Source organism: Azohydromonas lata NBRC 102462 (assembly GCF_001571085.1).
Classification (GTDB): Bacteria; Pseudomonadota; Gammaproteobacteria; order Burkholderiales; family Burkholderiaceae_C; genus Azohydromonas; species Azohydromonas lata.
This window is the reverse complement of record NZ_BCTC01000044.1, coordinates 23874-48918: the sequence shown is the minus strand read 5'-3', so window position 1 is coordinate 48918 and position 25045 is coordinate 23874. Positions and strand designations below refer to the sequence as shown.

Genomic DNA, 25045 nt, shown 5'->3' with positions numbered 1-25045 from the left:
AGCACCACGTTGCCGAACACCAGCACCACCATGATGGCCAGCGCCAGCGCAATCAGCGCGTCCAGCACGCGGCAGTAGCCGTCCAGGAATTTGTTCATCGCTTGTCTCCTTCTCTTGGGCGGCTGGAGGACGCCGGCGCTTCCAGAAAAAACACGGCCTGCATTTGCCGCGGATCAGGAATGTACGAACTGGTTCGTTTTTCGTCTTTGGGGGTAACCCCTAGCTGCAGCGCAGCATCGGCACAGAAAAAACGCCGGCCGTCCAGGCGATGGACGGCCGGCGCGGACAGGGCAGGGCAAGCCGTGCCGCCGCGAGGGCGCGGCGGCGGCGATTCAGAGGGTGTTGAGCGGAATGCGCAGGTAGGCCACGCCGTTGTCGTCGGCCGGCGGGAGCTGGCCCGCGCGCACGTTGACCTGTATGGACGGCAGGATGAGCGTGGGCACCTCCAGCGTGGCGTCGCGCGCCTGGCGCATGGCGACGAACGCGTCCTCGCCGATGCCGTCGTGCACGTGGATGTTGTGCTCGCGCTGCGCGGCCACCGTGGTTTCCCAGGCCGGCTCGCGGCTCCCGGCGCCTTTGGGCGGGTAGTCGTGGCAGACGAACACGCGCGTGGCCGGCGGCAGCGCCAGCAGCCGGCGGATGGAGCGGTACAGGCTGCGCGCATCGCCGCCGGGGAAGTCGGCGCGCGCCGTGCCCACGTCCGGCATGAACAGCGTGTCGCCGGCAAACACCGCGTCCTCGATCAGGTAGGCCATGTCCGCCGGCGTGTGCCCCGGCACGTGCAGCGCCGTGGCCTGAAGGCCGCCGATGCTGAACGTCTCGCCGTCGTGGAAAAGATGGTCGAACTGGCTGCCGTCGGGCAGGAAGCCGCGCTCCAGGTTGTAGAGCTTCTTGAAGGTGGCCTGCACCTCGCGGATGTGCTCGCCTATGGCGATGCGCCCGCCCAGCCGCTGCTGCAGGTAGCGCGCGCCGGAGAGGTGGTCGGCGTGGGCATGGGTTTCCAGAATCCAGTCCACCGCGAGGCCGTGCGCGGCCACGTAGGCGGCCATGGCGTCGGCCGAGTGCGTGGCGGTGCGGCCGGACTTGAAGTCGAAGTCCAGCACGGGGTCGATCACGGCGGCGCGGCGCGTGGCGGTGTCGGCCACCAAGTAGCTCACGGTCCAGGTGGCGGGATCGAAGAAAGCCTGGATGTCGGCCCGGGTCGTCATGGGGGTGCTCCTTCACGTCAATCTATTGAAAAACAATATATGAACTGATATATTGTTGTCAAGACGACTTGTTGAGGAGACCGTGATGGCCGATGCCGCCACCGCCCTGGACCCCGCGCTGCTGCGCGGCGCCGCCGCGCGCGCCGTGGGGGCGCTGAAAGTGCTGGCCAATGAAGACCGGCTGCTGCTGCTGTGCCAGCTCTCGCAGGCCGAGCTGTCGGTGGGCGAGCTGGAGGAGCGGCTGGGCATCCGCCAGCCCACGCTGTCGCAGCAGCTCGCCGTGCTGCGCGCCGAGGGCGTGGTGGCCACGCGGCGCCAGGGCAAGAACGTGTTCTACAGCGTGGCCGACCCGGCGCTGCTGGAAATCCTGGCGGTGCTCTACCGCCTGTACTGCCCAAAGGAGGCCTGAGCCATGGCGATCGACTGGAATGCCTTCACCCCCGCCGCGTCGCTGGCCGGCGGGCTGCTCATCGGCGTGGCGGCGGCGATGTTCGTCCTGCTGCCGGGCCGCATTGCCGGCATCAGCGGCGTGTTGGGCGGGCTGCTCAAGCCCGCCCAGGGCGACGTCGCCTGGCGGCTGGCCTTCGTCCTGGGCTTGGTGGCCGCGCCGCTGGCCTGGTCGCTGCTGGCGGCGCTGCCCAGGCCGCACATCGACGCCGGCACCGGCGCGCTGGTGCTGGCCGGGCTGCTGGTGGGCGTGGGCACGCGCTACGGCGCGGGCTGCACCAGCGGCCATGGCGTGTGCGGGCTCTCGCGGCTGTCGCCGCGCTCGCTGGCGGCCACGCTCAGCTTCATGGGCGCGGGTTTCGCCACTGTGTACGTGCTGCGCCACCTGCTGGCCGGCTGAGGGGAGAGCGTCATGCTGTTGCTGTCTTCGTTCCTGAGCGGCCTGGTCTTCGGCCTCGGTTTGATCCTCTCCGGCATGGCCGACCCGGCCAAGGTGCTGGGCTTCCTGGACCTGGCCGGCGCCTGGGACCCGTCGCTGGCGCTGGTGATGGGCGGTGCGCTGGCCGTGGGCCTGGTCGCCTTCACGGTGGCCAAGCGCATGAAAACCTCGCTGCTGGGCGAGCCCATGCGGCTGCCCACGGCCACGCGCCTGGATGCACGGCTGGTGGGCGGCAGCCTGCTCTTTGGCGTCGGCTGGGGCGTGGCGGGCTTTTGTCCGGGCCCGGCGCTGGTGGCGCTGGGCATGGGCGAAGTGAAGGCCGCGCTCTTCGTGGCGGCCATGCTGGCGGGCATGGGCCTGTTCGAGCTGCTGGAGCGGCGCCGCGCGGCGCGCCGGCTGGGCGCCGCATGACGGCGCAAGGCACCGCTGCCGCCGCGGGCCTGTCCGCGGGCGGCTGGGACTGGTTCTTCGTCGTCGCCACCGCGGCGGTGCTGCTCGGCTACGAGGTGGGGCTTTCCGTGGTCGAGCGGCTGCGCCCGCAGCGCTGGGCGCGCAGCGCGCACGCCGTGCTGCGCCAGGAGTGGATCGACTCGGTGTCGCGCAACGCGGGCACCGAGATCCTGGCCGTGCAGACGCTGCGCAACTCGCTCATGTCCGCGACCATGACCGCCTCCACCGCCGCGCTGGCGCTCATGGGCACGGTGACGCTGGCCGCGCCCTCGCTGCACGCCGCCTTCGAGGTCGGCACGCCGCGCGCGACGGCGCTCACGCCGCGCCTGGTGCTGGAGCTGATGATGCTCACGCTGCTGCTGGCCTCGCTGGTGTCCTCGGTGATGGCGGTGCGCTACTACAACCACGTGAGCTTCATCGTGGGCATGCCCGTGGGCTCGCCGGACCGCGAGCGCTGGCAGCCCGCCGGGCGTGCCTACGTGCGCAAGGCCGGGCTGCTCTACAGCGGCGGGCTGCGCCAGCTCGTCCTGGTGGCGCCGCTGGTGGGCGCGGTGCTCTACCCCGGCGCCGGGTTGCTGGCCGCCGTGGTGCTGGTGGCCGTGCTGCTGAGCCTGGACCGTTACGGCCTGGACCACCTTGCGGCCGAAGAGGTGCGTACCCGCGCTTGAATTTCAGCCGCCAGGCCCTGCCGGGCGGTCATTTGAATCTGCGGCAAATGCCATCTCATATTGGAAAAATGCTTTTCCAATATCCATTTCAAGCTTGAAATTCCGAGGGAATTACTGGCAATAAGAAGAGCTTCTGATTCGCCGGAAACGCCGCGCCCCGCGTCTATATTTGAATCCACCACGAGAACACGGGGGTGAGCGCGCATGGCCACGGATCAGGGCCGCCCGGCCGGGCTGGATGGAAGTGCCGATGTGGTGGCTCTGCTGCGCAGCCGCGCGGCGCAGCAGCCCAGGCGCAAGGTCTTCGTTTTCCTCAAGAACGGCGAGGCCGAGGCGGGCCGCCTGACCTTTGCCGAGCTGGATCTGCAGGCCCGCTCCATCGCGGCGCAACTGCAGCAGCATTTCCAGCCGGGCGAGCGCGTGCTGCTGGCGTATGCCTCGGTGGCGGAATTCGTGAGGGCGCTGTTCGGCGCCCTGTACGCGGGCGTGGTGGCCGTGCCGGTGGCCGCACCCAGCGGCAGCACCGACATCGCGCGGCTGGCGGCGCTGGCGCAGGACTGCGGCGCCACCGGCCTGTGCCTGGGCCACGAGGGCTTCAATCTCGAATACCTCACGGCCGCCGGCCTGTCGCTGGAGAGGCAGCTGCGCTGCGTGACCACCCGCCGCGACGACGGTGCCCACGCCGGCGACTGGCGCGCCCAAGCCCCCGGCCCCGCCGGCGCGGCGCTGCTGCAGTACACGGCCGGGACGAGCGGCACGCCCAAGGGCGTGCTCGTGAGCCACGGCAACCTGCTGCACAACCAGGCGCTCATCCACCAGGCCTTTGGCCACGGCAGCCGCACCGTGGGCGTGAGCTGGTTGCCCGCGCACCGCGACATGGGCCTCATAGGCGCGCTGCTGCAGCCGGTGTTTGCGGGCTGCACCTCGGTGCTGATGTCCCCCGCCGCCTTTTTCGCCAAACCCCTGCGCTGGCTCCAGGCCATCTCCAGGTATCGGGCCTCCACCAGCGGCGGGCCGGGTTTTGCCTATGAAATGTGCGTGCGCCGCATTCGCGCGGAGCAGGCCATGGAACTGGACCTTTCCAGTTGGGAATCGGCCTTCGTGGGTGGCGGCATCGTGCGGCCGGAAACCCTGGAGCGGTTTGCGGAGAAATTCGCCATCTGCCGTTTCGACGCCCGCGCCTGGACCCCGTGCTACGGCCAGACGGAGGCGACCCTGATGGTGAGCTGCGCGCCCAAGCGCGAGTCGCCCAGGACCACCGTGCTGGACGCCGACGAGCTGCAGCACCAGGCCGTGCGCCCGTGCGCGCCGGCCACGCGCCGCGTGCGCGGGCTCACCAGTTGCGGCCCGGTGCTGGGGATGGACGTGGTGATCGTGGACCCCGCCACCGCGCAGCCCTGCGCCGCCGACCGCGTGGGCGAGGTCTGGGTGCGCGGCGACAGCGTGGCGCAGGGCTACTGGCAGCGCCCGCAGCAGACGCGCGACACCTTTGGCGCCCGCCTGGCCGACGGCTCGGGGCCCTGGCTGCGCACCGGCGACCTGGGCTTCGTGCTGGACGGCGAGCTGTTCATCACCGGCACGCTGGGCGACAACGTCGTCATCCGCGGCCGCCACTACGACCTGCGCGACATCGAGCACGCCGTGCGCGACAGCCACCCCGCGCTCAGCGAAGGCGCCAGTGCCGCCGTGTGCGTGGGCGGCGGCGCGCAGCCGCTGCGCGTGGTGCTGATGCAGGAAGTGCAGCAAGCCGAGCTGCTGAGCCTGGACCGTGCCGCCGTGCTCAAGGCCGCACGCCACAGCCTGCATGTTCGCGCCGGGCTGACGCTGCACGACATCGTGTTCGTGAAGGCCGGCAGCCTGCCGCGCACGACCGAGGGCCAGGTGCAGCGCGATAGGGCCTGGGCCGCCTGCCGGCCCGCGGCGCGCGGGCGCGGCCTGCCACCGGCCGCCGCGCCCACGGGCATCGACGGCTGAGCCGCCTGCGGCCGCTCAGGCGCGCACGGGGTAGGCAGCGACGCGCGCCAGCCCCTCGCGGGCCTGGTCGGCCGCCAGCAATTCCTGCTCTATGCGCTGCGCCAGCTCCGCGGGCGGCAGGTCGGCCACGTCGGCATCCACCACCACCTGCAGCGCCTTGCGCACCTGGGGGCCGAGCTGTCGCATGAGCTCGCTCAGGAAAGGACAGGCGGCAAAAAGCGCCACCCGCTCGAAGCCACCCTGCGCCACGGCCGCCTCCACGCGCGGCGCGATGGCGGCGGCGAACTCGCGCCAGTGGCGCCGGCGCGGGTCCGGCGGCGCGGCCCAGGAGGCGAGGTCGGTACGGGGGTCGGGGGCGCGGCGCTGCAGCGGGCTGGGTGCGCTTCGGAGCTGGTGGCGCAGCGTGTCCAGCGCCGCCAGTTCGGCCGTGTCGCGGTCACGGCTCAGGAGCCGGGCCTCGGAAGCATGGGCAATCAGGATCAGGTCGCGGCTCATCGGGAGAGTGTGAACGGAGGAATGCAATCCCCAAATGGGGGCTTCCCAAGGGCTTGGCAAGTTGTCTGCCCGGCCCGTTGCGCGGCGGCGCTCAGCCGGGCTGCGCGCCGTGCCTGAGCGCGTCGCGCAGCGAGGCCGTGAAGCCGCACGCCTGCGCCACCAGCGGCTGCACGCGCGTGGGCAGATGGCCGTGCCGGCCTTCGCGCAGCTCGCCCTCCAGCGCGAGCCAGGGGCCGGTCAGCACTTGGGCGCCCAAGGTGCCGGCGGCGCCGCGCAAGCTGTGCAGCACGCTGCCCACGGCACGGTGGTCGCCGCGGGCCGCGGCCTCCTGCAGCGCGGCCATGCCGGTGTCCATGTCGTCGGCCAGGCGCGAGAGCAGGGCCCGATAGTGGGCCTCGTCACCGGCCAAGCTGCGCAGCCCGGCCTCGACGTCCAGCCCGTCCAGCCGGCGCAAGGCCGCCAGTGCGTCCTGCGGCGCCGGGCCGTCCTCGCCCGCGGGCACCGGTGCGGCCGGCAGCGGCGCGTCGGCGCCCTGGCGGCAGGGGTCCAGCCACTTGAGCAACTGCTCGTACAGGCTGTCCGGGTCCACGGGCTTGGCGACGAAGCCGTTCATGCCCGCCAGCAGGCAGGCGCGCCTGTCCTCGTCGAAGGCGTTGGCGGTGAGGGCCAGGATGGGCAGTTGCCCGCTGGAAAAGCGCCGGCGCAGGGCGATGGTGGCCTCGAAGCCGTCCATCTCCGGCATCTGCAAGTCCATCAGCACCAGTTGCGCCTGCAAGGCCGCCACGCGCTCCAGCGCCTCGCGGCCGTTGCCCGCGCTGCTGACCTCCAGGCCGGCGTGGCGCACGAGGCTGGTGGTGACCTCCAGGTTGACGGGGTTGTCCTCGACCACCAGCACGCGCGCCCCGGCGTGGCGCTGGCGCAGCAGGTCCAGCGCGCGCAGGCCCGGGGCGGTGGGGGTCGGGTGGGCCTCGGTGCTGCCGCGGCGCAGCTGCACCGTGAACCAGAAGCGGCTGCCTTCGCCCAGGCGGCTGCTCACGCCCACCTGGCCGCCCATGCGCTCGGCCAGCATGCGCGTGATGCTCAGGCCCAGCCCCGTGCCGCCGTAGCGGCGCGTGGTGGAGGCATCGGCCTGCTCGAAGGCGTCGAAGAGGCGGTCGATCTGCCCGGCCGCGATGCCCGGGCCCGTGTCTTCCACCTCCAGCAGCAGCGTGACGCCGGCCTCGGTATCGGCCACCACGCGGGCGCGGATGTCCACGCGGCCGCGTTCGGTGAACTTCACCGCGTTGGCCGCCAGGTTGAGCAGCGCCTGGCGGATGCGCGTGGGGTCGCCCACCAGCATGCCCGGCGGCGCGTCGGCCGCGATGCTGACCTGCAAGCCCTTTTGCTCGGCCATCACCGCCACGTGCGACTGCACGCTTTGCAGCAGGGAGACCAGGTTGAACTCGGCCTCGTCGAGGACGAGCTTGCCGGCCTCGATTTTGGAAAGGTCCAGCACGTCGCTGACCAGCGACACCAGGTGCTGCGCGGCCGTATCGATCTTGCGCAGCCGCTCGGCGTTGGTCTGCTCGTCGGCGCCGCCATGCCGCATGAGGCGGCTCAAGCCGATGATCGCGTTCATGGGCGTGCGGATCTCGTGGCTCATGTTGGCCAGGAAGTCGGCCTTGGCGCGCGTGGCCTGCTCGGCGGCCTGGCGCGCGGCCTCGGCCTCGGCGCGGGCCGCTTCGAGCTGCGCCTCGGCCAGGCGGCGCTGCACCGCCAGCATGGTGCCCAGCACGCCCAGCCCGGCCGTCCCGGCCGCGGCCAGCGCCGCACCCCAGAGCTGCGCGCGGCTGAAGGCGCGGTCGTTGGGCGCCGACCACTTGTCCACCAGCCGGTCCAGCATGCCGTCGGCCTTGATGCGCGCGACCGCCGCGTCGAGCTCCTGCAGCAGTTGCGGATTGCGCCGGTGCACCGCGATGCCGGCCTCCTGCAAGGCGAACGGCCCGCCGGCCTGCGCCACGCCGCCGATGTCGAGCTCCTGCACGAAGGTCAGGCTTGCACGCACCTCGCCGGCATAGGCGTCGATCTCGCCGCGCTGCAGCCGGCGCATGCCGTCGCTGGTGTCGGCCACCGTCACCAGCCGGACGCCGGGGTATCTGGCACTGAAATGCTGGCGGGCAAAGCCCGCCGCGCTCACGCCGATGCGCAGCGTGCCGGGGTTGGCGTGCGCCACGCGTTCGGCCTCGGCCTCGCGCGCGAACAGTGCGAACTCCAGCGTCCACAGCGTGCGCGTGAACGCGAAGTGCTCGCGGCGCGCCGCTGTGCTGACGATGGGCGGCAGCACCTCACCCTCGCCGGCCACCACGGCGGCCTGCGCCTCGCCCCAGTCGCGCAGCCTGTATTCGATCTCGCGCCCAAGCACTTGCCCCAGGGCGTGGAACACGTCCACGTTCAGTCCCTTGGCCAGGCCGTCCTCCAGGAATTCATAGGGCGGCAGGCTGCGGTCGCCATGGACGACCAGCGGCTTGCCGCGGGGCCGGACGGCGGACGCCGCGGGCGCAGACAGCCCCGCGGCCCGGGCACCGGCCGTGGCCAGCGCCAGGCCGAGCCAGGCGCGACGGCGCAGGGGTGAAGACGTTGGGGAGGACATGAAGAAAATGCTTTCGGCACCGATGGGCGCCATCCTCCGGACGAAACGCTGCGGCGCAGCAAAACGCCTCAGGCAAAAGGTCGGATTTTCACTGGACCCGCAATGAAACTGGGCCGGGCGTTACACACGCGGGCGGCAAGGAACCAATTAATTCACAAAAAAAGAAAAGATAGGACAGGCCAATAAGCTGAAAAACCCGCGTTGATCCGCACAAACCCGGCGCCGCAAGGCTTTATGTATGGCCACGATCAAAATGCGTCATTCATGTCCACGGGCAATCCGGCCGCCTTGAGCTCCTTGGCCAACTGCAAATGCCAAGCACCTTTCTTGTCCATCTCAATGTACAAGACGTCAGCACAATCGGAAGGAATCTCCACACCCGGCTCAAACAACGCGCAAACCCTATTCTTTCCAAGCTTGCCAACAAAATATCCAAGCCCAAAAATAACATTCTTGTGGGCACGCGAATGCGAGCCTTCACGCGCAGACGATTTAACACCACTCTTATCATCGGCCGTAAGAAGAACTACAGCAAACCCGACATTCGCACACTCTTCAAACTTATCAACAATGGTTTTTCCCTGACCCGGCTTTTCAGGCAAAACCACAACCTCTTGCTGCAGCTTCCCTAGAAAACCGGTCGTTTCGCGCAGGGCAGGGTGGTCACGGCCATGAATCACGAATATCTGGCGTCCCTTGACATTGGGTTCCGACTCCACAACATCATTCTTTTGCAACTCACATTCCGTCTCAAGAAGCTCAATCAAGACATTGATCTTGGCGATTTGAGTCTTGAGAGATTCCGCGCGATGGTTATCCGACCATGCTTCACCAGTCCCCATGGCAAAACCACCATAACGCCCGATGTTCATCACCGAGGCAATATTTGGCGAATCAGGGCCAAAAGCCTTTCCCAAGTAATTTCCGGCCAGCAAAACCCAAACCGAATATTTATCGGCATTAATGGGACGGCTTGACATAATTTCAAGCCCAAGGCTCGAATGTTTGCGCAACAAATCAACTGCTTTTCCAGGAGTCAACTCTGGCTGGCCAACGGCAACTGCAGCAATTTTTTTTGCATTCAGGACCACAAATATTCTCTTACTCGGCAACTACACCGACTTTGACTGTATCCACGCCTTAATCTTTCAACGGCAGGAGCAATCCTTTTTGCGATGAAGACGTTTCTGAGTCCCGACAAGACAAATCAATGACCTGGACACCAGCAACCTTTTCCCACCTCTCCAAAGCCTCGGCAAGCACGGCGTCAAGCTTTCCGTCCGACACCAGCGCATGGCAAGTGCTGGAAAGCTCGATTCGAGCGGAATGGGTTTCCCCCTCCGGGGTAACAAAAAAGACAGTCAACTTCCTGTAAACGCTCACCAACGTGCTTTCAAGGCGTGCTTAGCCGGAGAGCCTATTGGCAAATATTTCGATTTTGTCGACTTGACACGCCACGCGCCGATATATCGTGAAGTACGTCACGCACCGAGCAGTGGGCTGGGCCGATCACGGCGATTCTTGGCCGTGCCCGCAATCAAACGGGCAAGCACTTTTGTTTTCTTATGCGCGTTCCACGGCGGCTCAAAGGCCTGTATTACTTCCGCACAAACCTGACCACCATCTCCACAATACTCTCCCGCCGCGCCTCGATCGCCTCCGGCGTTTCCAGATCCCGCTTGAAAATCAGCGAAAACGTATGCCGGTTGGCCACGTTGAACACGCTCAAGGCGCTGATGGACATGTGAATATCCAGCGGGTCCAGCCCCGCGCGAAACGCCCCGGTTTCCACCCCGCGCTCGTAAATGCGGCGCACGCCGTCGATGGCCGGCACGTTGAGCTGCTGGATCACCTTGCTCTGCGCCATGAACTCACCGCGGTGCATGTTCTCGTTCATCACCAGGCGGATGAACTCCGGGTGCTCGCGCTGGTAGTCCACCGTGTGCGCCACCAGCTTGCGCAGCGCCTCTTCCGGCGCCAGGTCGTCCAGGTGCAGCTCGGCCTCTATCGCCCGCATCGCGCTGTAGGCGTTCTCCAGCACCGCGACGTACAGCCCTTCCTTGTTGCCGAAGTAGTAATACAGCATGCGCTTGCTGGTGCGCGTGGCCTCGGCAATCGCATCCACCCGCGCGCCCGCCAACCCCTTGTCGGCGAACTCGCGCGTGGCCACGGCCAGGATGTCGGCCATGGTCCGCTCCGGGTCGTGCGTGCGCGTGCCCTCCGACTTGGCCGGCGCGGTACGCGACGCGGAATGTACTGTCTGGTTCATCCCCGGCAGTGTAGGAGCGGCGGCCCTTGCGGCGGCTGACATCCCCAACACGCGCATCTCAGTGGAAACCCTAGCAACCACTTGCCGGACACAGCCGGCTCCTGCGTGAACGGCACTGCAAGCAGCCCTTGCACTTCGGCCGTCGCACCGCCAGCGCAATGACCACAGCGGCCACCCCCGCGTCACGAAACCGCCACAAGGCCGGCCCAAAAACTTGATGGCCCTCAATGGCTTAGCGCGGTGGCCCGGCGCATGGCCGGCGCGCCGCGCAACCGGCATGGAACTTGTGATCCCCAGGCCGCGACGCCCGCTTCAGGGGAAGGGCGGCAGTTCCATGAACGGGAGACAAGCGATGGAAACCTTCTACGAGGTGATGCGGCGCCAGGGCATTTCGCGGCGCAGCTTTCTCAAGTACTGCTCGCTGACGGCAACGTCGCTGGGCCTGGGTCCGGCCTTCGTGCCCAAGATCGCCGAAGCCATGGAAACCAAGCCGCGCACGCCCGTGCTGTGGCTGCATGGCCTGGAGTGCACCTGCTGCTCCGAGTCCTTCATCCGAAGCGCGCACCCGCTGGCCAAGGACGTGGTGCTGTCCATGCTTTCGCTGGACTACGACGACGTGCTCATGGCCGCCGCCGGCCACCAGGCCGAGGCCATCCTCGAAGAGGTCATGACCAAGTACAAGGGCAACTACATCCTGGCCGTGGAGGGCAACCCGCCCCTGAACCAGGACGGCATGAGCTGCATCATCGGCGGCCGGCCCTTCGTGGACCAGCTCAAGCACGTGGCCAAGGACGCCAAGGCCATCATCTCCTGGGGCTCCTGCGCCTCCTGGGGCTGCGTGCAGGCCGCCAAGCCCAATCCCACGCGCGCCGTGCCCGTGCACCAGGTCATCACGGACAAGCCCATCATCAAGGTGCCGGGCTGCCCGCCCATCGCCGAGGTCATGACGGGCGTGGTCACCTACATGCTGACCTTCGACCGCATCCCCGAGCTGGACCGCCAGGGCCGGCCCAAGATGTTCTACAGCCAGCGCATCCACGACAAGTGCTACCGCCGCCCGCACTTCGACGCCGGCCAGTTCGTCGAGGCCTGGGACGACGAGTCCGCGCGCAAGGGCTACTGCCTCTACAAGGTCGGCTGCAAGGGCCCCACCACCTACAACGCCTGCTCCACCGTGCAGTGGAACGGCGGGACGAGCTTCCCCATCAAGGCCGGCCACGGCTGCATTGGCTGCTCCGAGGACGGCTTCTGGGACAAGGGCTCCTTCTACGAGCGGCTCACCACCATCCACCAGTTCGGCATCGAGGCCAACGCCGACCAGGTCGGCATGGCCGCCGCGGGCACCGTGGGTGCGGCCGTGGCCGCGCACGCCGCCGTCTCGGCCATCAAGCGCGCCTCGCACAAGCACGACACGGCGGCCAACACCACCACCACGCAGCCTTGAGACGCCGGCAGTCCGCAACGCATCACGAGAACAAGCCATGACCAGCTACGCCACCCAAGGCTTCAACCTCGACGACAGCGGCCGCCGCATCGTCGTGGACCCCGTCACCCGCATCGAAGGCCACATGCGATGCGAGGTCAACCTCGACGCCAACAACGTCATCCGCAACGCCGTCTCCACGGGCACCATGTGGCGCGGCCTGGAAGTCATCCTCAAGGGCCGCGACCCGCGCGACGCCTGGGCCTTCGTCGAGCGCATCTGCGGCGTGTGCACCGGCTGCCACGCGCTGGCCTCGGTGCGCGCGGTGGAGGATGCCCTCGGGATCAAGATCCCCAAGAACGCCCACCTCATCCGCGAGATGATGGCCAAGACGCTGCAGGTGCACGACCACGTCGTCCACTTCTACCACCTGCACGCGCTGGACTGGGTGGACGTGGTCTCGGCCCTCAACGCCGACCCCAAGAAGACCAGCGAGCTGCAGCAGCTCGTCTCGCCCTCGCACCCGCTGTCCTCGCCGGGCTACTTCCGCGACATCCAGAACCGGCTGAAGAAGTTCGTGGAAAGCGGCCAGCTCGGCCCCTTCATGAACGGTTACTGGGGCAACAAGTCCTACATCCTGCCGCCTGAGGCCAACCTCATGGCCGTCACGCACTACCTCGAAGCGCTGGACCTGCAGAAGGAGTGGGTCAAGATCCACACCATCTTCGGCGGCAAGAACCCGCACCCCAACTACCTGGTGGGCGGCGTGCCCTGCGCCATCAACCTCGACGGCAACGGTGCCGTGGGCGCGCCCATCACCATGGACCGCCTGAACTTCATCAAGGCCCGCATCGACGAGATGGAGACGTTCAACCGCAACGTCTATTTGCCCGACGTGCTGGCCATAGGCACGCTGTACAAGCAGGCGGGCTGGCTGCACGGCGGCGGGCTGGCGGCCACCAACGTCAGCGACTACGGCGAATATCCCAAGGTCAACTACGACAAGTCCACCGACCAGCTGCCCGGCGGCGCCATCCTCAATGGCAACTGGGACGAGATCCATCCGGTGGACCCGCGCGACCCCGAGCAGGTCCAGGAGTTCGTCACCCACAGCTGGTACAAGTACGCCGACGAGTCCAAGGGCCTGCACCCCTGGGACGGCGTCACGGAGTCCAACTTCGAGCTCGGCGCCAAGACCAAGGGCAGCAAGACCAACATCGAGCAGATCGACGAGAGCGCCAAGTACTCGTGGATCAAGGCCCCGCGCTGGCGCGGCCACGCCATGGAGGTGGGCCCGCTGTCGCGCTACATCCTGGCCTACGCCCACGCCAAGAAGGGCAACCAGCACGCCCAGCGTCCCAAGGAGCAGCTGGAGTACGCGGCCGAGATGATCAACCACGCCTTCCCCAAGGCGCTGGGCCTGCCCGCCACGGACTACACGCTCAAGCAGATGCTGCCCTCCACCATAGGCCGCACGCTGGCGCGCTGCCTGGAGAGCCAGTACTGCGGCGAGATGCTGGGCAACGACTGGCACGAGCTGGTGGCCAACATCAAGGCCGGCGACACCGCCACGGCCAACGTCGAGAAGTGGGACCCGTCCACCTGGCCCAAGGAGGCCAAGGGCGTGGGCCTGGTGGCCGCGCCGCGCGGCCAGCTCGGCCACTGGATACGCATCAAGGAGGGCAAGATCGAGAACTACCAGTGCGTGGTGCCCACCACCTGGAACGGCAGCCCCCGCGACGCCAAGGGCCAGATCGGCGCCTTCGAAGCCGCGCTGCTCGGCACCCCCATGACCAACCCCGAACAGCCGCTGGAAGTGCTGCGCACGCTGCACTCGTTCGACCCCTGCCTGGCCTGCTCCACGCACGTGATGAGCGAGGACGGCCGCGAGCTGACCACGGTGAAGGTGCGCTGAAGCAGCGCGTGCAAGACAAGGAAACCGCCATGAAGCATTCCCGCATCCTGTCGCGCGCCGCCGCCGCGCTGGCCCTGGCCGGCGCCGCCGGCACCGCAGCCGCCCACCCCGGCCACGCCGCGAGCCTGGCCGACGGCCTCACGCACCCCTTGCTCGGCCTGGACCACCTGCTGGCCATGGTGGCCGTGGGCCTGTGGTCGGCCCGCGCGCTGCCCGCGCAGCAGCGCTGGCAGGGGCCGGCCGTGTTCGTCGCGGCCCTGCTGGCCGCGGCGCTGGCCGCGCTGGGGGGCGTGTCGCTGCCCGGCGTGGAGCTGAGCATCGCCGCCAGCGTCGTGCTCTGTGGCGCGCTGGTGGCCGGCGCCCGCGAAATTCCCGCACGCGCCGGCCTGGCGCTGGTGGGCGCCACGGCGCTGTTCCACGGCCTGGCCCACGGCGCCGAGGCGCCCATGGGTGGTTTTGGCGGCTTCGCCGCCTTCGCCCTGGGTTTCACGGCGTCCACGGCCGCGCTGCACCTGGCGGGCCTGTGGCTGGCCGCCAGGCTGCAGCGCCTGCCCGCGCTGGCCTGGAGCTTCATCGGCGCCGCCGTCGGCACCGGCGGCCTGGCCCTGCTGGCCGCGCGGCTGTAAGCGCCTCAGGCGCCCAGCCCAACCACCAGCAAGACAAGAGGAGACAGCCATGTCCGCTCTGCCTCAAGAGCAGTTGAAGAACCTGCCGAGCACCGACGCGCGCGAGCTCAAGCAGGCTTCGCCCATACGCTCGGTCTACGTCTATGAGGCGCCCGTGCGCCTGTGGCACTGGATCAACGTCCTGGCCATCACGGTGCTGGGCGTCACCGGCTACTTCATAGGCTCGCCGCTGCCCACCCTGCCGGGCGAGGCCAGCGACCACTTCCTGATGGGCTACATCCGCTTCGCGCACTTCGCCGCGGGCTACGTGTTCGCCGCCGCCATGGCGGGCCGCGTGTATTGGGCGCTGGTGGGCAACCACCATGCGCGCGAGCTGTTCTCGGTGCCCATCTTCAGCAAGGCCTACTGGCTGGACATCGTGTCCATGCTCAAGTGGTATGCCTTCCTCATCCCGCAGCCCAACCGTTACGTGGGCCACAACCCGCTGGCGCGCTTCGCGATGTTCTTCGTGTTCATCCTGCTGTCGCTGTTCATGATCGCCACCGGCTTCGCCCTCTACGGCGAGGGCCTGGGCATGGGCTCGTGGGCCGACAAGGCCTTCGGCTGGATCATCCCGCTCATGGGCCAGTCGCAGGACGTGCACACCTGGCACCACCTGGGGCTGTGGATCATGGTGACCTTCATCATCGTCCACGTGTACGCCGCCATCCGCGAGGACATCATGGGCCGCCAGAGCGTGGTGAGCACCATGATCTCCGGCTACCGCACGTTCAAGGACTGAGAGCCCGCGCCATGGTCGAGAGCATCACCCCGCGCACCGGCGCGGCCGACCCCTGCGCCGAGGGCTACGCGCCCATCGTCGTCCTGGGCATTGGCAACCTGCTGTGGGCCGACGAGGGCTTCGGCGTGCGCTGCGTGGAGGCGCTGGGCCAGCGCTGGGACTTCGCGCCGCACGTGCAGCTCGTGGACGGCGGCACGCAGGGCCTGTACCTGCTGCACCACGTGCAGGCCGCGCGCCAACTGCTGATCTTCGACGCCATCGACTACGGGCTGGAGCCCGGCACGCTCAAGGTCGTCCGCGACAAGGACGTGCCGCGCTTCCTCGGCGCCAAGAAGATGAGCCTGCACCAGACGGGTTTTCAAGAGGTGCTGTCGCTGGCGCAGCTCACCGGGCACTACCCGGAGCGCGTGCTGCTGGTGGGCTGCCAGCCGCAGGAGCTGGAGGATTACGGCGGCAGCCTGCGCCCGGTGGTTCGCGCCGCCATGGAGCAGGCACTGGCCTTGGGCGTCGAGGCGCTGCGTGACTGGGGCGCCGAGCCGCGGGCACGCGATGGCGCCGCGGCCGAGGTCGACGGCGTGACGCTGCCCTCGCTGGCGCTGGAGCGCTACGAGGGCGGGCGGCCCACGGCCGAAGCCGCCTGCCGCGTGGGCGACGCGCGCTTCATGCCCGCCGCGCCGGCCGGGGACTGAGCCGCCATGTGCATAGGCATTCCCATGCAGGTGCTGCGCGCCGCCGGGCTGCGCGCCCAGGTGCAGGGCCGCGGCGAGCAGCGCGAGGTGGACACGGCGCTCGTGGGCGACGTGGCCCCCGGCGACTGGCTGCTCATCTTCCTGGACGCCGCGCGCGAGCGCATGGACCCACAGCGCGCCGCGGAAGTGAACGCCGCGCTGGACCTGCTGGCCGGCGCCCTGGGCGGGCAGGCCCTGTTCGCCGACGACCCGGGCTTCACGCTGCCCTCGGCCATGAGCGCGCACGACGTGGCCGCGCTGGCCGGCGCGCCCTACCGGGGCAGCGGCGGCGGCACCGACTGAACCCACGCATTCCCTTGAATGGAACCAGCCATGAACCAAGCTGTATCCGGGGTGGCTGACAGCGCCGCTCCCAACCTGAGCGCCGAACCCGACACGCCCGCCGTGATCGCCAGCCTCGTGCAGCGCCACGGCGCGCAGTGGGTGGACGAGCGCACGTTGGACGACTGGATCCACGGCGGCGGCGACCGCGTGCTGCTGCTGGCCGGCGACCCGGTGCGCTTCCCCGAGGGGCTGGACGTGGCGGTGGTGCTGCCGGAGATCCTGCGCGCCATGCCGGGCCGCTTCGCCATGGGCGTGGCGCGGCGCTCGGCCGAAGGGGCGGTGGCGCAGCGCCTGGGCGCCAACCGCTGGCCCTCGCTGGTGTTCGTCCGCGACGGGCGCTACGTCAGCACGCTGGCGGGCATGCACGACTGGAACGTGTTCGTCACCCGCGTGCAGGAGATCCTGGCCATGGAGCCCACGCGCATTCCCGGCATAGGCATCGCCGTGGTCAGCGCCGACGCCGGCGCCGGTTGCGCCTGAAACCGCAGGAGAGACGGCTCATGAAGGCTTTTCCCATCCCCGTCGTGCCTTTCGGCCCCGGCAGCCAGGCCGAGGACGAGACGCTGGACTACATCACCATGCCCCAGGGCATGGACACCTACCGCGCGCCGCCGCTGCCCGAACCGGAGGAGGTGGCCGCGCACGGCGAGGCGCAGCGCGTGCTGCGCGAGACGCTGCGCGCGCTGGCGCTGGTGTGCAGCGAGGGCGGCACGCGCTGCGTGACGCTGGCCGGGCTGTCGGCCGAGGACCAGGCGCTGGTCAACCAGGTCATGGGCGAGGGCGAGGTCGGCGCCCGCGTGCTGCCCGCGCAGGACGGCGGCGTCGAGGTGCAGGTGCAGGAGTCGGTGTTTGCCGGCGTGTGGCGCGTGACCACGCTGTCCGAGGGCCGCGTGGTGAGCGACTGCCTCGAAGCCGGTGCCGTGCCGCAGGTGCTGCGCGAAGCGGCCGCGGCCGATTCGGCCGCCTTCACCGCCCCCGCGCTGCCTGATCCGTTGCCGGCGGACGCGATGAACGCGGCGCAGATCCTGGTCGAGATCGAGGACGCCGCCCGCTCCTGGCAACCCGGCGCCGAGCCGCACGTGGTCAACCTCACGCTGCTGCCGGTGTCGCCGCTGGACATCGGCCTCATAGACCACCGCGTGGGCACGGGCCGGGTCCTGATCCTCTCGCGCGGCTACGGCAACTGCCGCATCACCAACGCGGGGCTGCGCCACGGCTGGCGCGTCGTCTACTACAACTCGCAGGACACGGTGATCCTCAACACCGTCGAGATCACCGACATGCCGCAGGCCGCCTGCGCCGCGCCGGACGACCTGGCCGACTCGCACCACCGCCTGCAAGAGGTGCTGCAGTGGGTGACGGAAGTGCCGGCGGCGCCGGAGGTGGCGGCATGACCGAGGCCGTTCGCTTCGAAGGCAGCTACCTGGGCGACCGCAGCCGCCTGGCGGCCGACACCCGGCTGGAGTGCAAGATCTGCTGGTGGGTGTACGACCCCGCGCTGGGCGACGACACCTGGCAGATCGCGCCCGGCACGCCCTTCGCCGAGCTGCCGCCGCACTGGCGCTGCCCGGTGTGCGACGGCGACGCCGAGCAGTTCATGGTCCTTGCCGGCTGACGGGCACGGCCACCATGCAGCGCGTCGAGATGCTGGTCGGCGCCTTCGAGCACATCGCGCGCACCCGCATGGCGGGCGTGCCGGTGCTGCACGCGGGCTTGAAGACCGAGGCCCTGGGTTTTGCACCGCAATGCTGCGACGAGGGCTTGCCCGGGGTGCTGGGCGTGCTCGTCACGCCCTGGTTCATGAACCTGCTGTGGCTGCCGCCGGGCGACGCGCCGGCGCTGGCCCTGGGCGCCTCGCGGCTGCGGCGGCTGGGGGGCGAGACGCTGTCCTTCCTGGGCGCCGAGGAAGCGGGCTGCCGCTTCGAGGCCTGCTCGCTGTTCTCTCCCATGTTCGAGTTCCAGGACCAGGCCGCCGCGCGCGCCGTGGCGCTGGCGGCGCTGCAGGCGCTGCGCGGGGCGCCGGTGAAAGCGGACGTCGCGCCCGCACCGGTCGCACCGGTCGCACCGGTCGCGGCGGCCACGGTGGTGCCGGCTCCGCCCGCGGCGGGCGCGCCCACGCGGCGCGGGCTGCTGTTCGGCCGCCGTGCGCAGGCGGGTGCGCGATGAACCCGCTGGACGCGCTGGCCGGGCGGCTGCTGCTGCAAGTCGGCCAGCCGCTGCCCAACATCCGGCGCCTGGGCGTGCGCCGCGCCGAACGGCTGGCCGTGGGCCGGCCCGCCGACGCCGCACCGGCGCTGCTGGGCACGCTGTTCACGCTGTGCGGGCACGCGCACGTGCTCACGGCGCGCCGCGCCGTCGAAGCCGCGCGTGCCGCCCCCGGGGCCGAGCTGCCGCCGCCGCCGGAGGCGGACGCACGCACCCTGCAGTGGCGTACCGCGCAGGAGCAGGTGCGGCGGCTGCTGGTCGATGCCCCGCCCGTGGTGGACCTGTCGCCGGCCACGCCGGTGGTGCTGCAGCGCTGCCCGCTGTGGCAGGGCGGCGGCGAGGTGTCGGCCGCGGCGCTGGCGCAGTGGCTGGCGTCGGACCTGCTGTCCATGCCCGTTGCGACCTGGCTGGCCGCCTGGGAGCGCGACGGCGAAGCCTGGCTGCGCGAGTGGTCCGTCACCGCGCGCAGCCCCGTGGCGCGGCTGTTGCGCCGGCTGTGGCCCTGGGCCTCGGCGCTGCGCCTGCCGCACCGCGCGCTGCGGCTGCACGCACGGGACGGCAGCGCCCTGGCGCTGGCCGCGCAACTGGCTGCCGATGCACCGTTGCAGGGCGCCGGCGGTGTGCCATATGCCACGGGCCCCTGGTGCCGGCAGCGCGATCGGGAAGCGGCCCGGGTTGACAATGCCTGGATGTTCTTCGCCAGCCGCCTGACTGACCTGGTTCGCCTCGCCAGCCCCGACGGCCCGGCCACCGGCGCGGGGCTGCTCGCCTGCGGCGCCGTCAACACGGGCGGGCGCACCGGCCTGGCCTGGACCGAGACCGCCCGCGGCCTGCTGGTGCACGCCGTGGCGCTGGACGAGGCCCACCGCGTGGCCGCCTGCCGCGTGGTCTCGCCCACCGACTGGAATTTCGACCCCCTGGGCCCCGCCGCCCGCGCGCTGCGCGACGTGCGTGACGCCGCGCAGGACGCACGCGCCGTGCAGTCGCTGGTGCTGGCGCTGGACCCGTGCATGGGCTGGGAGGCGCAGGCGCGCCGGCAGGACCAGGAGACGGCACATGCATGAGGTCAGCCTGGCCGGGGGCATCCTGCGCATCGTGGAAGACGCCGCGCGGCGCGAGCGCTTCAGCCGCGTCTCCACGCTGCGCCTGGAGGCCGGGCGCTTTGCCGGCGTGGAGGTGCGGGCGCTGCGCTTCGCGCTGGAGACGCTGGCGCCGGGCACCTGCCTGGAAGGCGCGCGCATCGACATCACCGAACCGCCGGGCCGCGCCTGGTGCATGCGCTGCGGCGGGGAGGTGGAGCTTGAAGCCCGCGCCGACCCCTGCCCGGGCTGCGGCGGCCATCAACTGCAACCCACGGGCGGCACGGAGCTGCGCGTGGTGGACATGACGGTGCACGACTGAACGCGCCGCCATCGCCCAACCCCTGAGTACAAGGAGAACCCGTCATGTGTGTGGTCTGTGGATGCGCGGACAACGGTGCCGCCCCCGGCGGCCAGCCGGCCAGCCCCGCCGTGGCCGACGAGCGCGGCGACCTGCATTTCGGCGCCGGCGCGGCGCGGGTCTCGGTGCCCGGCATGTCGCAGGAGCGGGCCATCAAGATCGAGGCCGACGTGCTGGGCGAGAACAACCGCCTGGCCGCGCTCAACCGCGCGCACTTCAAGAGCCACGGCGTGACGGCGCTCAACCTCGTCTCCAGCCCGGGCTCCGGCAAGACCACGCTGCTGTGCGCCACCATCGCGCTGCTCAAGGCGCGCGAGCCGCGGCTGCAGGTGGCCGTGATCGAGGGCGACCAGCAGACCAGCTTCGACGCCGACCGCATCCGCGCCACCGGCGCCCCGGCCATCCAGGTCAACACGGGCAAGGGCTGCCACCTCGACGCGCAGATGGTGGCCGAAGCTTTCAAAAGGCTGCACACCCACGGCCATGCGCATGGGCATGAGCACAGGCATGCCCACGGGCACTCGCAGGGCCACGCGCACGATCACGACCATGGGCACGACGACCATTCGCACGGCCACGGCCACGCGCATGACCATGGCCACGATCACGGCCATGCGCACGCTCACGCGCATGACCACGACCACGACCACGCGCAGCAACTGCTGCTCATAGAAAACGTGGGCAACCTGGTGTGCCCGGCCCTGTGGGACCTGGGCGAGGCCGCCAAGGTGGCGGTGCTGTCGGTGACCGAGGGCGAGGACAAGCCGCTGAAGTACCCCGACATGTTCGCCGCGGCGCAGCTCATGCTGATCAACAAGGTGGACCTGCTGCCCTACGTGAGCTTTGACGTGGAGCGCTGCATCGCCTACGCGCGCCGCGTGAACCCGGCCATCGAGGTGCTGCAGGTCTCGGCCACGCGCGGCGACGGCATGGACGCCTGGCTGCACTGGCTGCTGCACGCGGGCCAGGAGCCCCGCCCCGTGGTGCCGGCGCCCAGCGAGCGCGAGCTGGCGCTGCAGCAGCGCATTGCCGACCTGGAGCGCGAGCTGCAGAAGTGGCGCGCCGCGGCGGCCGCGGCCGCGCAGAGCTGAGCCCGCGCCCCGCCCCCGCCATGGACACCGAGCTGAGGCTGCCGCTGCCCGCGCCGCGCCGGGTGCTGGCCGTGGGCGCCTGGCTCAAGAACGCCGCCTGCCGCGTGGACGGCACGCAGGTGCTGCTGAGCCCCGTCCACGGCGACCTGGACGACCCGGCGGCCTGCACGGCGCTGGAGGACTCGGTGCAGCGGCTGCTGGCGCTTGGGCCCGTGGACGCCGTGGCGCACGACCTGCACCCCGACTTCCACAGCACGCGGCTGGCGCAGGCCCTGGCCGCGCGCCTGGGCGTGCCGGCGCTGGCCGTGCAGCACCACCACGCGCACATCGCCGTGGTGCAGGCCGAGCAGGGCATCACCGGTGCGCTGGTGGGCCTGGCACTGGACGGCGTGGGCCTGGGCACCGACGGCCTGCCCTGGGGCGGCGAGCTGCTGTGGGTGCGGGGCGCGCAATGGCGCCGCCTGGGCCACCTGCAGCCGCTGGCGCTGCCCGGCGGCGACGCGGCCGCGCGCGAGCCCTGGCGGCTGGCCGCCGCGGTGCTGCACGCGCTTGGGCGCGGGCCGGACATCCCGGCGCGGCTGGGCACGGCCGTGGGCGAGGGCGCGGCGCGCATGGTGGCGGCCATGCTGGCGCGGCACCTGAACTGCCCGGAGTCCACCAGCGCCGGGCGCTGGTTCGACGCGGCGGCGGGGCTGCTGGGCCTGTCGGTGCGCCAGGCCGCGGAGGCCGAGGCCGCCATCGCGCTGGAGCGGCTGGCCGCGCAGACCATGGCCACGCAGCCCGCGCTGGTGGAGACGCTGGCCCACATCCCGCTCACCGAGGTGCTGCCGGACGGCACGCTGTCGCTGCTGCCGCTGCTGGAGTGCGTGTCCGCCCTGGGCGACGCGGGGCAGACCGGCGAGGCCGCCGCGCTGTTCCACGTGCAGCTGGCCGACGCCATGGCCGGCTGGGCCTGGCAGGCCGCGCGCGACCACGGCGCCGCGCAGGTGGCGCTGGGCGGCGGCTGCTTCTTCAACCGCGCGATGAGCACGCGGCTGCAGCTCGCGCTGGACGCCATGCGGCTGCCCGTGCTGCGCCCGCAGCTCGTGAGCTGCGGCGACGCCGGCCTGGCCCTGGGCCAGGCCTGGGCCGCCGCGCTGCGGCTGGCCGAGGAGGAGGGCGGGGGCGAGGACGCCCGGGACGCCCCCTGCGCTGCGGCCGCAGCTTCATCCAACGACAACCCCGACCACCGCCAACCCCCGACGGAGACTTCCCCATGTGCCTAGCTTTACCGGCCCGCGTGGTCAGCCTGACCGAGGGCGACACGGACGCCGTGGTGGACCTCGGCGGCGTGCGCAAGCGCATTTCCATCGCCCTGGTGCCACACGCCCGGGAGGGCGACTACGTGATCGTCCACGTCGGCCACGCCATAGGGATGATCGATCCCGAGGAGGCCGAGCGCACCCTGGCCCTGTTCGGCGAGCTGGCCGCACTGGACGCGGCGGACGCCGCCGCCGTGGCCGCGCCCACTTCCACCACCGGCGCCTGAGCCGCACCGCCATGAAGTACATCGACGAGTTCCGCGACGGCGCCATCGCGCAGAAGATCGCCGCCCGCCTGGCCGCCGAGGCCGACCCGCAGCGCAGCTACGCCTTCATGGAGTTCTGCGGCGGGCACACGCACGCCATCTCGCGCTACGGCGTGACGGAGCTGCTGCCGCCCAACGTGCGCATGGTCCACGGCCCGGGCTGCCCGGTGTGCGTGCTGCCCATTGGGCGCATCGACCTGGCCATCCAGCTGGCGCTGGAGCGCGGCGCCATCGTCTGCACCTATGGCGACACCATGCGCGTGCCGGCCTCGCCCGGCGCGGCCGCGGGCGAGCCGCTGTCGCTCATGCGCGCCAAGGCGCGCGGCGGCGACATCCGCATGGTCTATTCCGCCGCCGACGCGCTGCAGGTGGCGCGCGCCAACCCGGCGCGCGAGGTGGTGTTCCTGGCCATCGGCTTCGAGACGACCACGCCGCCCACCGCGCTGGCCATACGCCAGGCGGCCCAGGAGGACCTGCCCAACTTCAGCGTGCTGTGCTGCCACGTGCTCACGCCCGCGGCGATCACGCACATCCTGAACTCGCCGGAAGTCAAGGACTGGCGCACCGTGCCGCTGGACGGCTTCGTGGGCCCGGCGCACGTGAGCATCGTCATCGGCTCGGCGCCGTATGAAGGTTTCGCGCGCGACTACCGCAAGCCCGTGGTGATCGCCGGCTTCGAGCCGCTGGACGTGATGCAGGCCGTGCTGATGCTGGTGCACCAGGTCAACGAGGGCCGCGCCGAGGTGGAAAACGAGTTCAGCCGCGCCGTCACGCGCCAGGGCAACGCCGCGGCGCAGGCCGTGGTGGCCGAGGTGTTCGAGCTGCGCGAGAGCTTCGAGTGGCGCGGCTTGGGCGAGGTGCCGATGAGCGCCTTGAAGATCAAGCCGGCTTTCGAGCGCTTCGACGCCGAGGCGCGCTTTGGCCTGACCTACCGTGCCGTGGCCGACCACAAGCAGTGCGCCTGCGGCGAGATCCTGCGTGGCGTGAAGCGGCCCACCGACTGCAAGCTCTTCGGCACGGTGTGCACGCCGGAGAGCCCGATGGGGTCGTGCATGGTGTCCTCCGAAGGCGCGTGCGCGGCGCATTACTCGTATGGGCGCTTCCGGGACATCCCGGTCGTGGCCGCCTGACGTTTCACAAGAACAAGCTGCAAGCCGTCATGAGCACGATCAAGAAGGACTACGTCCGCCCGCTCAACGTGAAAACCGGGCGCGTGGACATGAACCATGGCGCCGGCGGGCGGGCCTCCACGCAACTGATCGAGGAGATTTTTCTCCCGGCCTTCGACAACCCCTTCCTGCGCCAGGGCCACGACGGCGCGGCGCTGCCGCTGCCCGCGGCCGGCCGCCTGGTGGTGGCCACGGACGCGCACGTCATCTCGCCGCTGTTCTTCCCCGGCGGCGACATCGGGTGCTTGAGCGTGCACGGCACCGTGAACGACGTGGCCATGAACGGCGCGACGCCGCTGTACCTGACGGCCAGCTTCATCCTGGAAGAAGGCTTTCCGCTGGCGGACTTGAAGCGCATTGCCGACTCCATGGGCGCGGCCGCGCGCGAGGCGGGCGTGGCCATCGTCACCGGCGACACCAAGGTGGTGGAGCAGGGCAAGGGCGACGGCGTCTTCATCTCCACCACGGGCGTGGGCGTGGCGGCGCCGGGGGTGGACACGTGCGGCGCCAACGCGCGGCCGGGGGACGTGGTGCTGGTGTCCGGGACGGTGGGCGAGCACGGCGTGGCGGTGCTGTCGCAGCGCGAGTCGCTGGCGTTCGAGACGGCCATCGTCTCCGACACCGCCGCGCTCAACGGGCTGGTCGCCGCCCTGCTGGCGGCGCTGCCGGGGCGCGAGGGCGACCTGCACGTGCTGCGCGACCCCACGCGCGGCGGGCTGGCGACCACGCTCAACGAGATCGCGCGCCAGTCCGGCGTGGGCATGCTGCTGCAGGAGGCCGACATCCCCGTGCTGCCGCAGGTGGACGCGGCCTGCGAGCTGCTTGGGCTGGACCCGCTGTACGTGGCCAACGAAGGCAAGCTGGTGTGCATCTGCGCGCCTGACGTGGCGGACGCGGTGCTGGCGGCGATGCGCGCGCATCCGCGCGGCGCGGGGGCGGCGCGCATAGGCACCGTCACCGAAGACCCGCACCGCTTCGTGCAGATGGCGACCCGGCTGGGCGGGCGCCGCGTGGTGGACTGGCTCAGCGGGGAGCAGTTGCCGCGGATTTGTTGAGGGATGGGCTTGGCGTCGCAGATGCCGCTGGCAGGAAGTGCCGTTGGCATGAGGTGCCGTTCGCAAAGGGTGCTGTTCGCATCCCGTAAGCCAGGCCGCTTCGCACCCTTGTTCGTCATTC

Annotated in this window: 27 protein-coding genes and 1 pseudogene; 22 read left to right on the top strand and 6 right to left on the bottom strand. The window is 70.4% G+C overall.

Translation table 11 applies throughout. From position 1 onward, the window contains the following. Positions 1-98, bottom strand: a pseudogene (locus ALA01S_RS34820) (TRAP transporter small permease); the annotation flags it as partial. Between the two features lie 234 nt (positions 99-332). Beyond that, entirely contained in the window at positions 333-1208 is an 876-nt protein-coding gene (locus tag ALA01S_RS16285) for an MBL fold metallo-hydrolase (RefSeq protein WP_066338162.1), read from the bottom strand. Positions 1209-1293: 85 nt separating this feature from the next. Here ALA01S_RS16285 and ALA01S_RS16280 point away from each other — a divergent pair, with 85 nt between their 5' ends. The 5 genes from ALA01S_RS16280 to ALA01S_RS16260 all read left to right on the top strand — a co-directional run bounded on the left by ALA01S_RS16280 (position 1294) and on the right by ALA01S_RS16260 (position 5186). Then, entirely contained in the window at positions 1294-1617 is a 324-nt protein-coding gene (locus tag ALA01S_RS16280; protein ID WP_066338160.1) for an ArsR/SmtB family transcription factor, read from the top strand. A gap of 3 nt (positions 1618-1620) precedes the next feature. After that, the gene (locus ALA01S_RS16275) at positions 1621-2055 is read left to right on the top strand and encodes a YeeE/YedE family protein (RefSeq protein ID WP_066338158.1); all 435 of its coding nucleotides are present in this window, start codon (positions 1621-1623) and stop codon (positions 2053-2055) included. Between the two features lie 12 nt (positions 2056-2067). Continuing rightward, positions 2068-2505 carry a DUF6691 family protein gene (locus ALA01S_RS16270; protein WP_066338156.1) on the top strand — a complete coding sequence of 146 codons (438 nt, stop codon included), beginning with the start codon at positions 2068-2070 and terminating at the stop codon, positions 2503-2505. Beyond that, entirely contained in the window at positions 2502-3212 is a 711-nt protein-coding gene (locus ALA01S_RS16265; RefSeq protein ID WP_084267630.1) for a DUF599 domain-containing protein, read from the top strand. Before ALA01S_RS16270 ends, ALA01S_RS16265 begins: the two co-directional genes overlap by 4 nt. A gap of 204 nt (positions 3213-3416) precedes the next feature. Further along, complete coding sequence (locus ALA01S_RS16260; RefSeq protein ID WP_066338154.1) at positions 3417-5186, top strand: fatty acyl-AMP ligase; 1770 nt, start codon at positions 3417-3419, stop codon at positions 5184-5186. A 15-nt stretch (positions 5187-5201) separates the two neighbouring features. On the opposite strand, the gene ALA01S_RS16255 is transcribed toward ALA01S_RS16260, so the two are convergent. The 4 genes from ALA01S_RS16255 to ALA01S_RS16245 form a co-directional block, all read right to left on the bottom strand. Beyond that, positions 5202-5681: a host attachment protein gene (locus tag ALA01S_RS16255; protein WP_066338152.1), complete on the bottom strand. Its 480-nt coding sequence runs from the start codon at positions 5679-5681 to the stop codon at positions 5202-5204. 91 nt (positions 5682-5772) lie between these two features. Further along, positions 5773-8310: an ATP-binding protein gene (locus ALA01S_RS16250; protein WP_169805940.1), complete on the bottom strand. Its 2538-nt coding sequence runs from the start codon at positions 8308-8310 to the stop codon at positions 5773-5775. 248 nt (positions 8311-8558) lie between these two features. Next, positions 8559-9401, bottom strand: coding sequence for a TIR domain-containing protein (locus ALA01S_RS31905; protein ID WP_157119046.1), 843 nt, complete (start codon positions 9399-9401; stop codon positions 8559-8561). A gap of 506 nt (positions 9402-9907) precedes the next feature. After that, on the bottom strand, positions 9908-10579 hold the full coding sequence (locus tag ALA01S_RS16245) for a TetR/AcrR family transcriptional regulator (protein ID WP_066338147.1): 672 nt from the start codon (positions 10577-10579) through the stop codon (positions 9908-9910). A 352-nt stretch (positions 10580-10931) separates the two neighbouring features. On the opposite strand from ALA01S_RS16245, the gene ALA01S_RS16240 reads away from it, so the two are divergent. The 17 genes from ALA01S_RS16240 to hypE are packed head-to-tail and all read left to right on the top strand — an operon-like array spanning position 10932 to position 24924. Continuing rightward, entirely contained in the window at positions 10932-12023 is a 1092-nt protein-coding gene (locus tag ALA01S_RS16240) for a hydrogenase small subunit (protein WP_066338145.1), read from the top strand. Between the two features lie 37 nt (positions 12024-12060). Continuing rightward, the gene (locus tag ALA01S_RS16235; protein ID WP_066338143.1) at positions 12061-13917 is read left to right on the top strand and encodes a nickel-dependent hydrogenase large subunit; all 1857 of its coding nucleotides are present in this window, start codon (positions 12061-12063) and stop codon (positions 13915-13917) included. Positions 13918-13946: 29 nt separating this feature from the next. Then, the gene (locus tag ALA01S_RS16230) at positions 13947-14543 is read left to right on the top strand and encodes a HupE/UreJ family protein (RefSeq protein WP_066338141.1); all 597 of its coding nucleotides are present in this window, start codon (positions 13947-13949) and stop codon (positions 14541-14543) included. Positions 14544-14592: 49 nt separating this feature from the next. Next, positions 14593-15324, top strand: coding sequence for a Ni/Fe-hydrogenase, b-type cytochrome subunit (gene cybH, locus ALA01S_RS16225; protein ID WP_066338134.1), 732 nt, complete (start codon positions 14593-14595; stop codon positions 15322-15324). Positions 15325-15335: 11 nt separating this feature from the next. Beyond that, the gene (locus tag ALA01S_RS16220; RefSeq protein ID WP_084267628.1) at positions 15336-16013 is read left to right on the top strand and encodes a HyaD/HybD family hydrogenase maturation endopeptidase; all 678 of its coding nucleotides are present in this window, start codon (positions 15336-15338) and stop codon (positions 16011-16013) included. A gap of 6 nt (positions 16014-16019) precedes the next feature. Continuing rightward, positions 16020-16355, top strand: a complete 336-nt coding sequence (locus ALA01S_RS16215) for a HypC/HybG/HupF family hydrogenase formation chaperone (protein WP_066338133.1) — start codon at positions 16020-16022, stop codon at positions 16353-16355. 30 nt (positions 16356-16385) lie between these two features. Next, positions 16386-16877, top strand: coding sequence for a thioredoxin domain-containing protein (locus tag ALA01S_RS16210; RefSeq protein ID WP_066338132.1), 492 nt, complete (start codon positions 16386-16388; stop codon positions 16875-16877). A gap of 20 nt (positions 16878-16897) precedes the next feature. After that, positions 16898-17791, top strand: coding sequence for a hydrogenase expression/formation protein (locus tag ALA01S_RS16205; protein ID WP_066338130.1), 894 nt, complete (start codon positions 16898-16900; stop codon positions 17789-17791). After that, positions 17788-18012: a rubredoxin gene (locus ALA01S_RS16200; protein ID WP_066338128.1), complete on the top strand. Its 225-nt coding sequence runs from the start codon at positions 17788-17790 to the stop codon at positions 18010-18012. Before ALA01S_RS16205 ends, ALA01S_RS16200 begins: the two co-directional genes overlap by 4 nt. A gap of 14 nt (positions 18013-18026) precedes the next feature. Next, on the top strand, positions 18027-18563 hold the full coding sequence (gene hybE / locus ALA01S_RS16195) for a [NiFe]-hydrogenase assembly chaperone HybE (protein ID WP_066338125.1): 537 nt from the start codon (positions 18027-18029) through the stop codon (positions 18561-18563). Further along, positions 18560-19666: a hypothetical protein gene (locus ALA01S_RS16190; protein ID WP_066338106.1), complete on the top strand. Its 1107-nt coding sequence runs from the start codon at positions 18560-18562 to the stop codon at positions 19664-19666. Before hybE ends, ALA01S_RS16190 begins: the two co-directional genes overlap by 4 nt. Next, complete coding sequence (gene hypA / locus ALA01S_RS16185; RefSeq protein WP_066338102.1) at positions 19659-20003, top strand: hydrogenase maturation nickel metallochaperone HypA; 345 nt, start codon at positions 19659-19661, stop codon at positions 20001-20003. The genes ALA01S_RS16190 and hypA overlap by 8 nt, the downstream gene beginning before the upstream one ends. 44 nt (positions 20004-20047) lie before the next feature. Next, the gene (gene hypB / locus ALA01S_RS16180) at positions 20048-21133 is read left to right on the top strand and encodes a hydrogenase nickel incorporation protein HypB (RefSeq protein WP_066338101.1); all 1086 of its coding nucleotides are present in this window, start codon (positions 20048-20050) and stop codon (positions 21131-21133) included. A gap of 20 nt (positions 21134-21153) precedes the next feature. Further along, positions 21154-22398, top strand: a complete 1245-nt coding sequence (locus ALA01S_RS16175; protein ID WP_169805939.1) for a Kae1-like domain-containing protein — start codon at positions 21154-21156, stop codon at positions 22396-22398. Continuing rightward, positions 22389-22661 (top strand): HypC/HybG/HupF family hydrogenase formation chaperone, encoded by a 273-nt coding sequence (locus ALA01S_RS16170; RefSeq protein ID WP_066338100.1) that lies wholly within the window; start codon positions 22389-22391, stop codon positions 22659-22661. Before ALA01S_RS16175 ends, ALA01S_RS16170 begins: the two co-directional genes overlap by 10 nt. A gap of 11 nt (positions 22662-22672) precedes the next feature. Next, positions 22673-23830 (top strand): hydrogenase formation protein HypD, encoded by a 1158-nt coding sequence (gene hypD, locus ALA01S_RS16165; RefSeq protein ID WP_066338099.1) that lies wholly within the window; start codon positions 22673-22675, stop codon positions 23828-23830. Positions 23831-23859: 29 nt separating this feature from the next. Continuing rightward, positions 23860-24924, top strand: a complete 1065-nt coding sequence (gene hypE, locus ALA01S_RS16160) for a hydrogenase expression/formation protein HypE (RefSeq protein WP_066338097.1) — start codon at positions 23860-23862, stop codon at positions 24922-24924. The last annotated feature ends 121 nt before the right edge of the window (positions 24925-25045 follow it).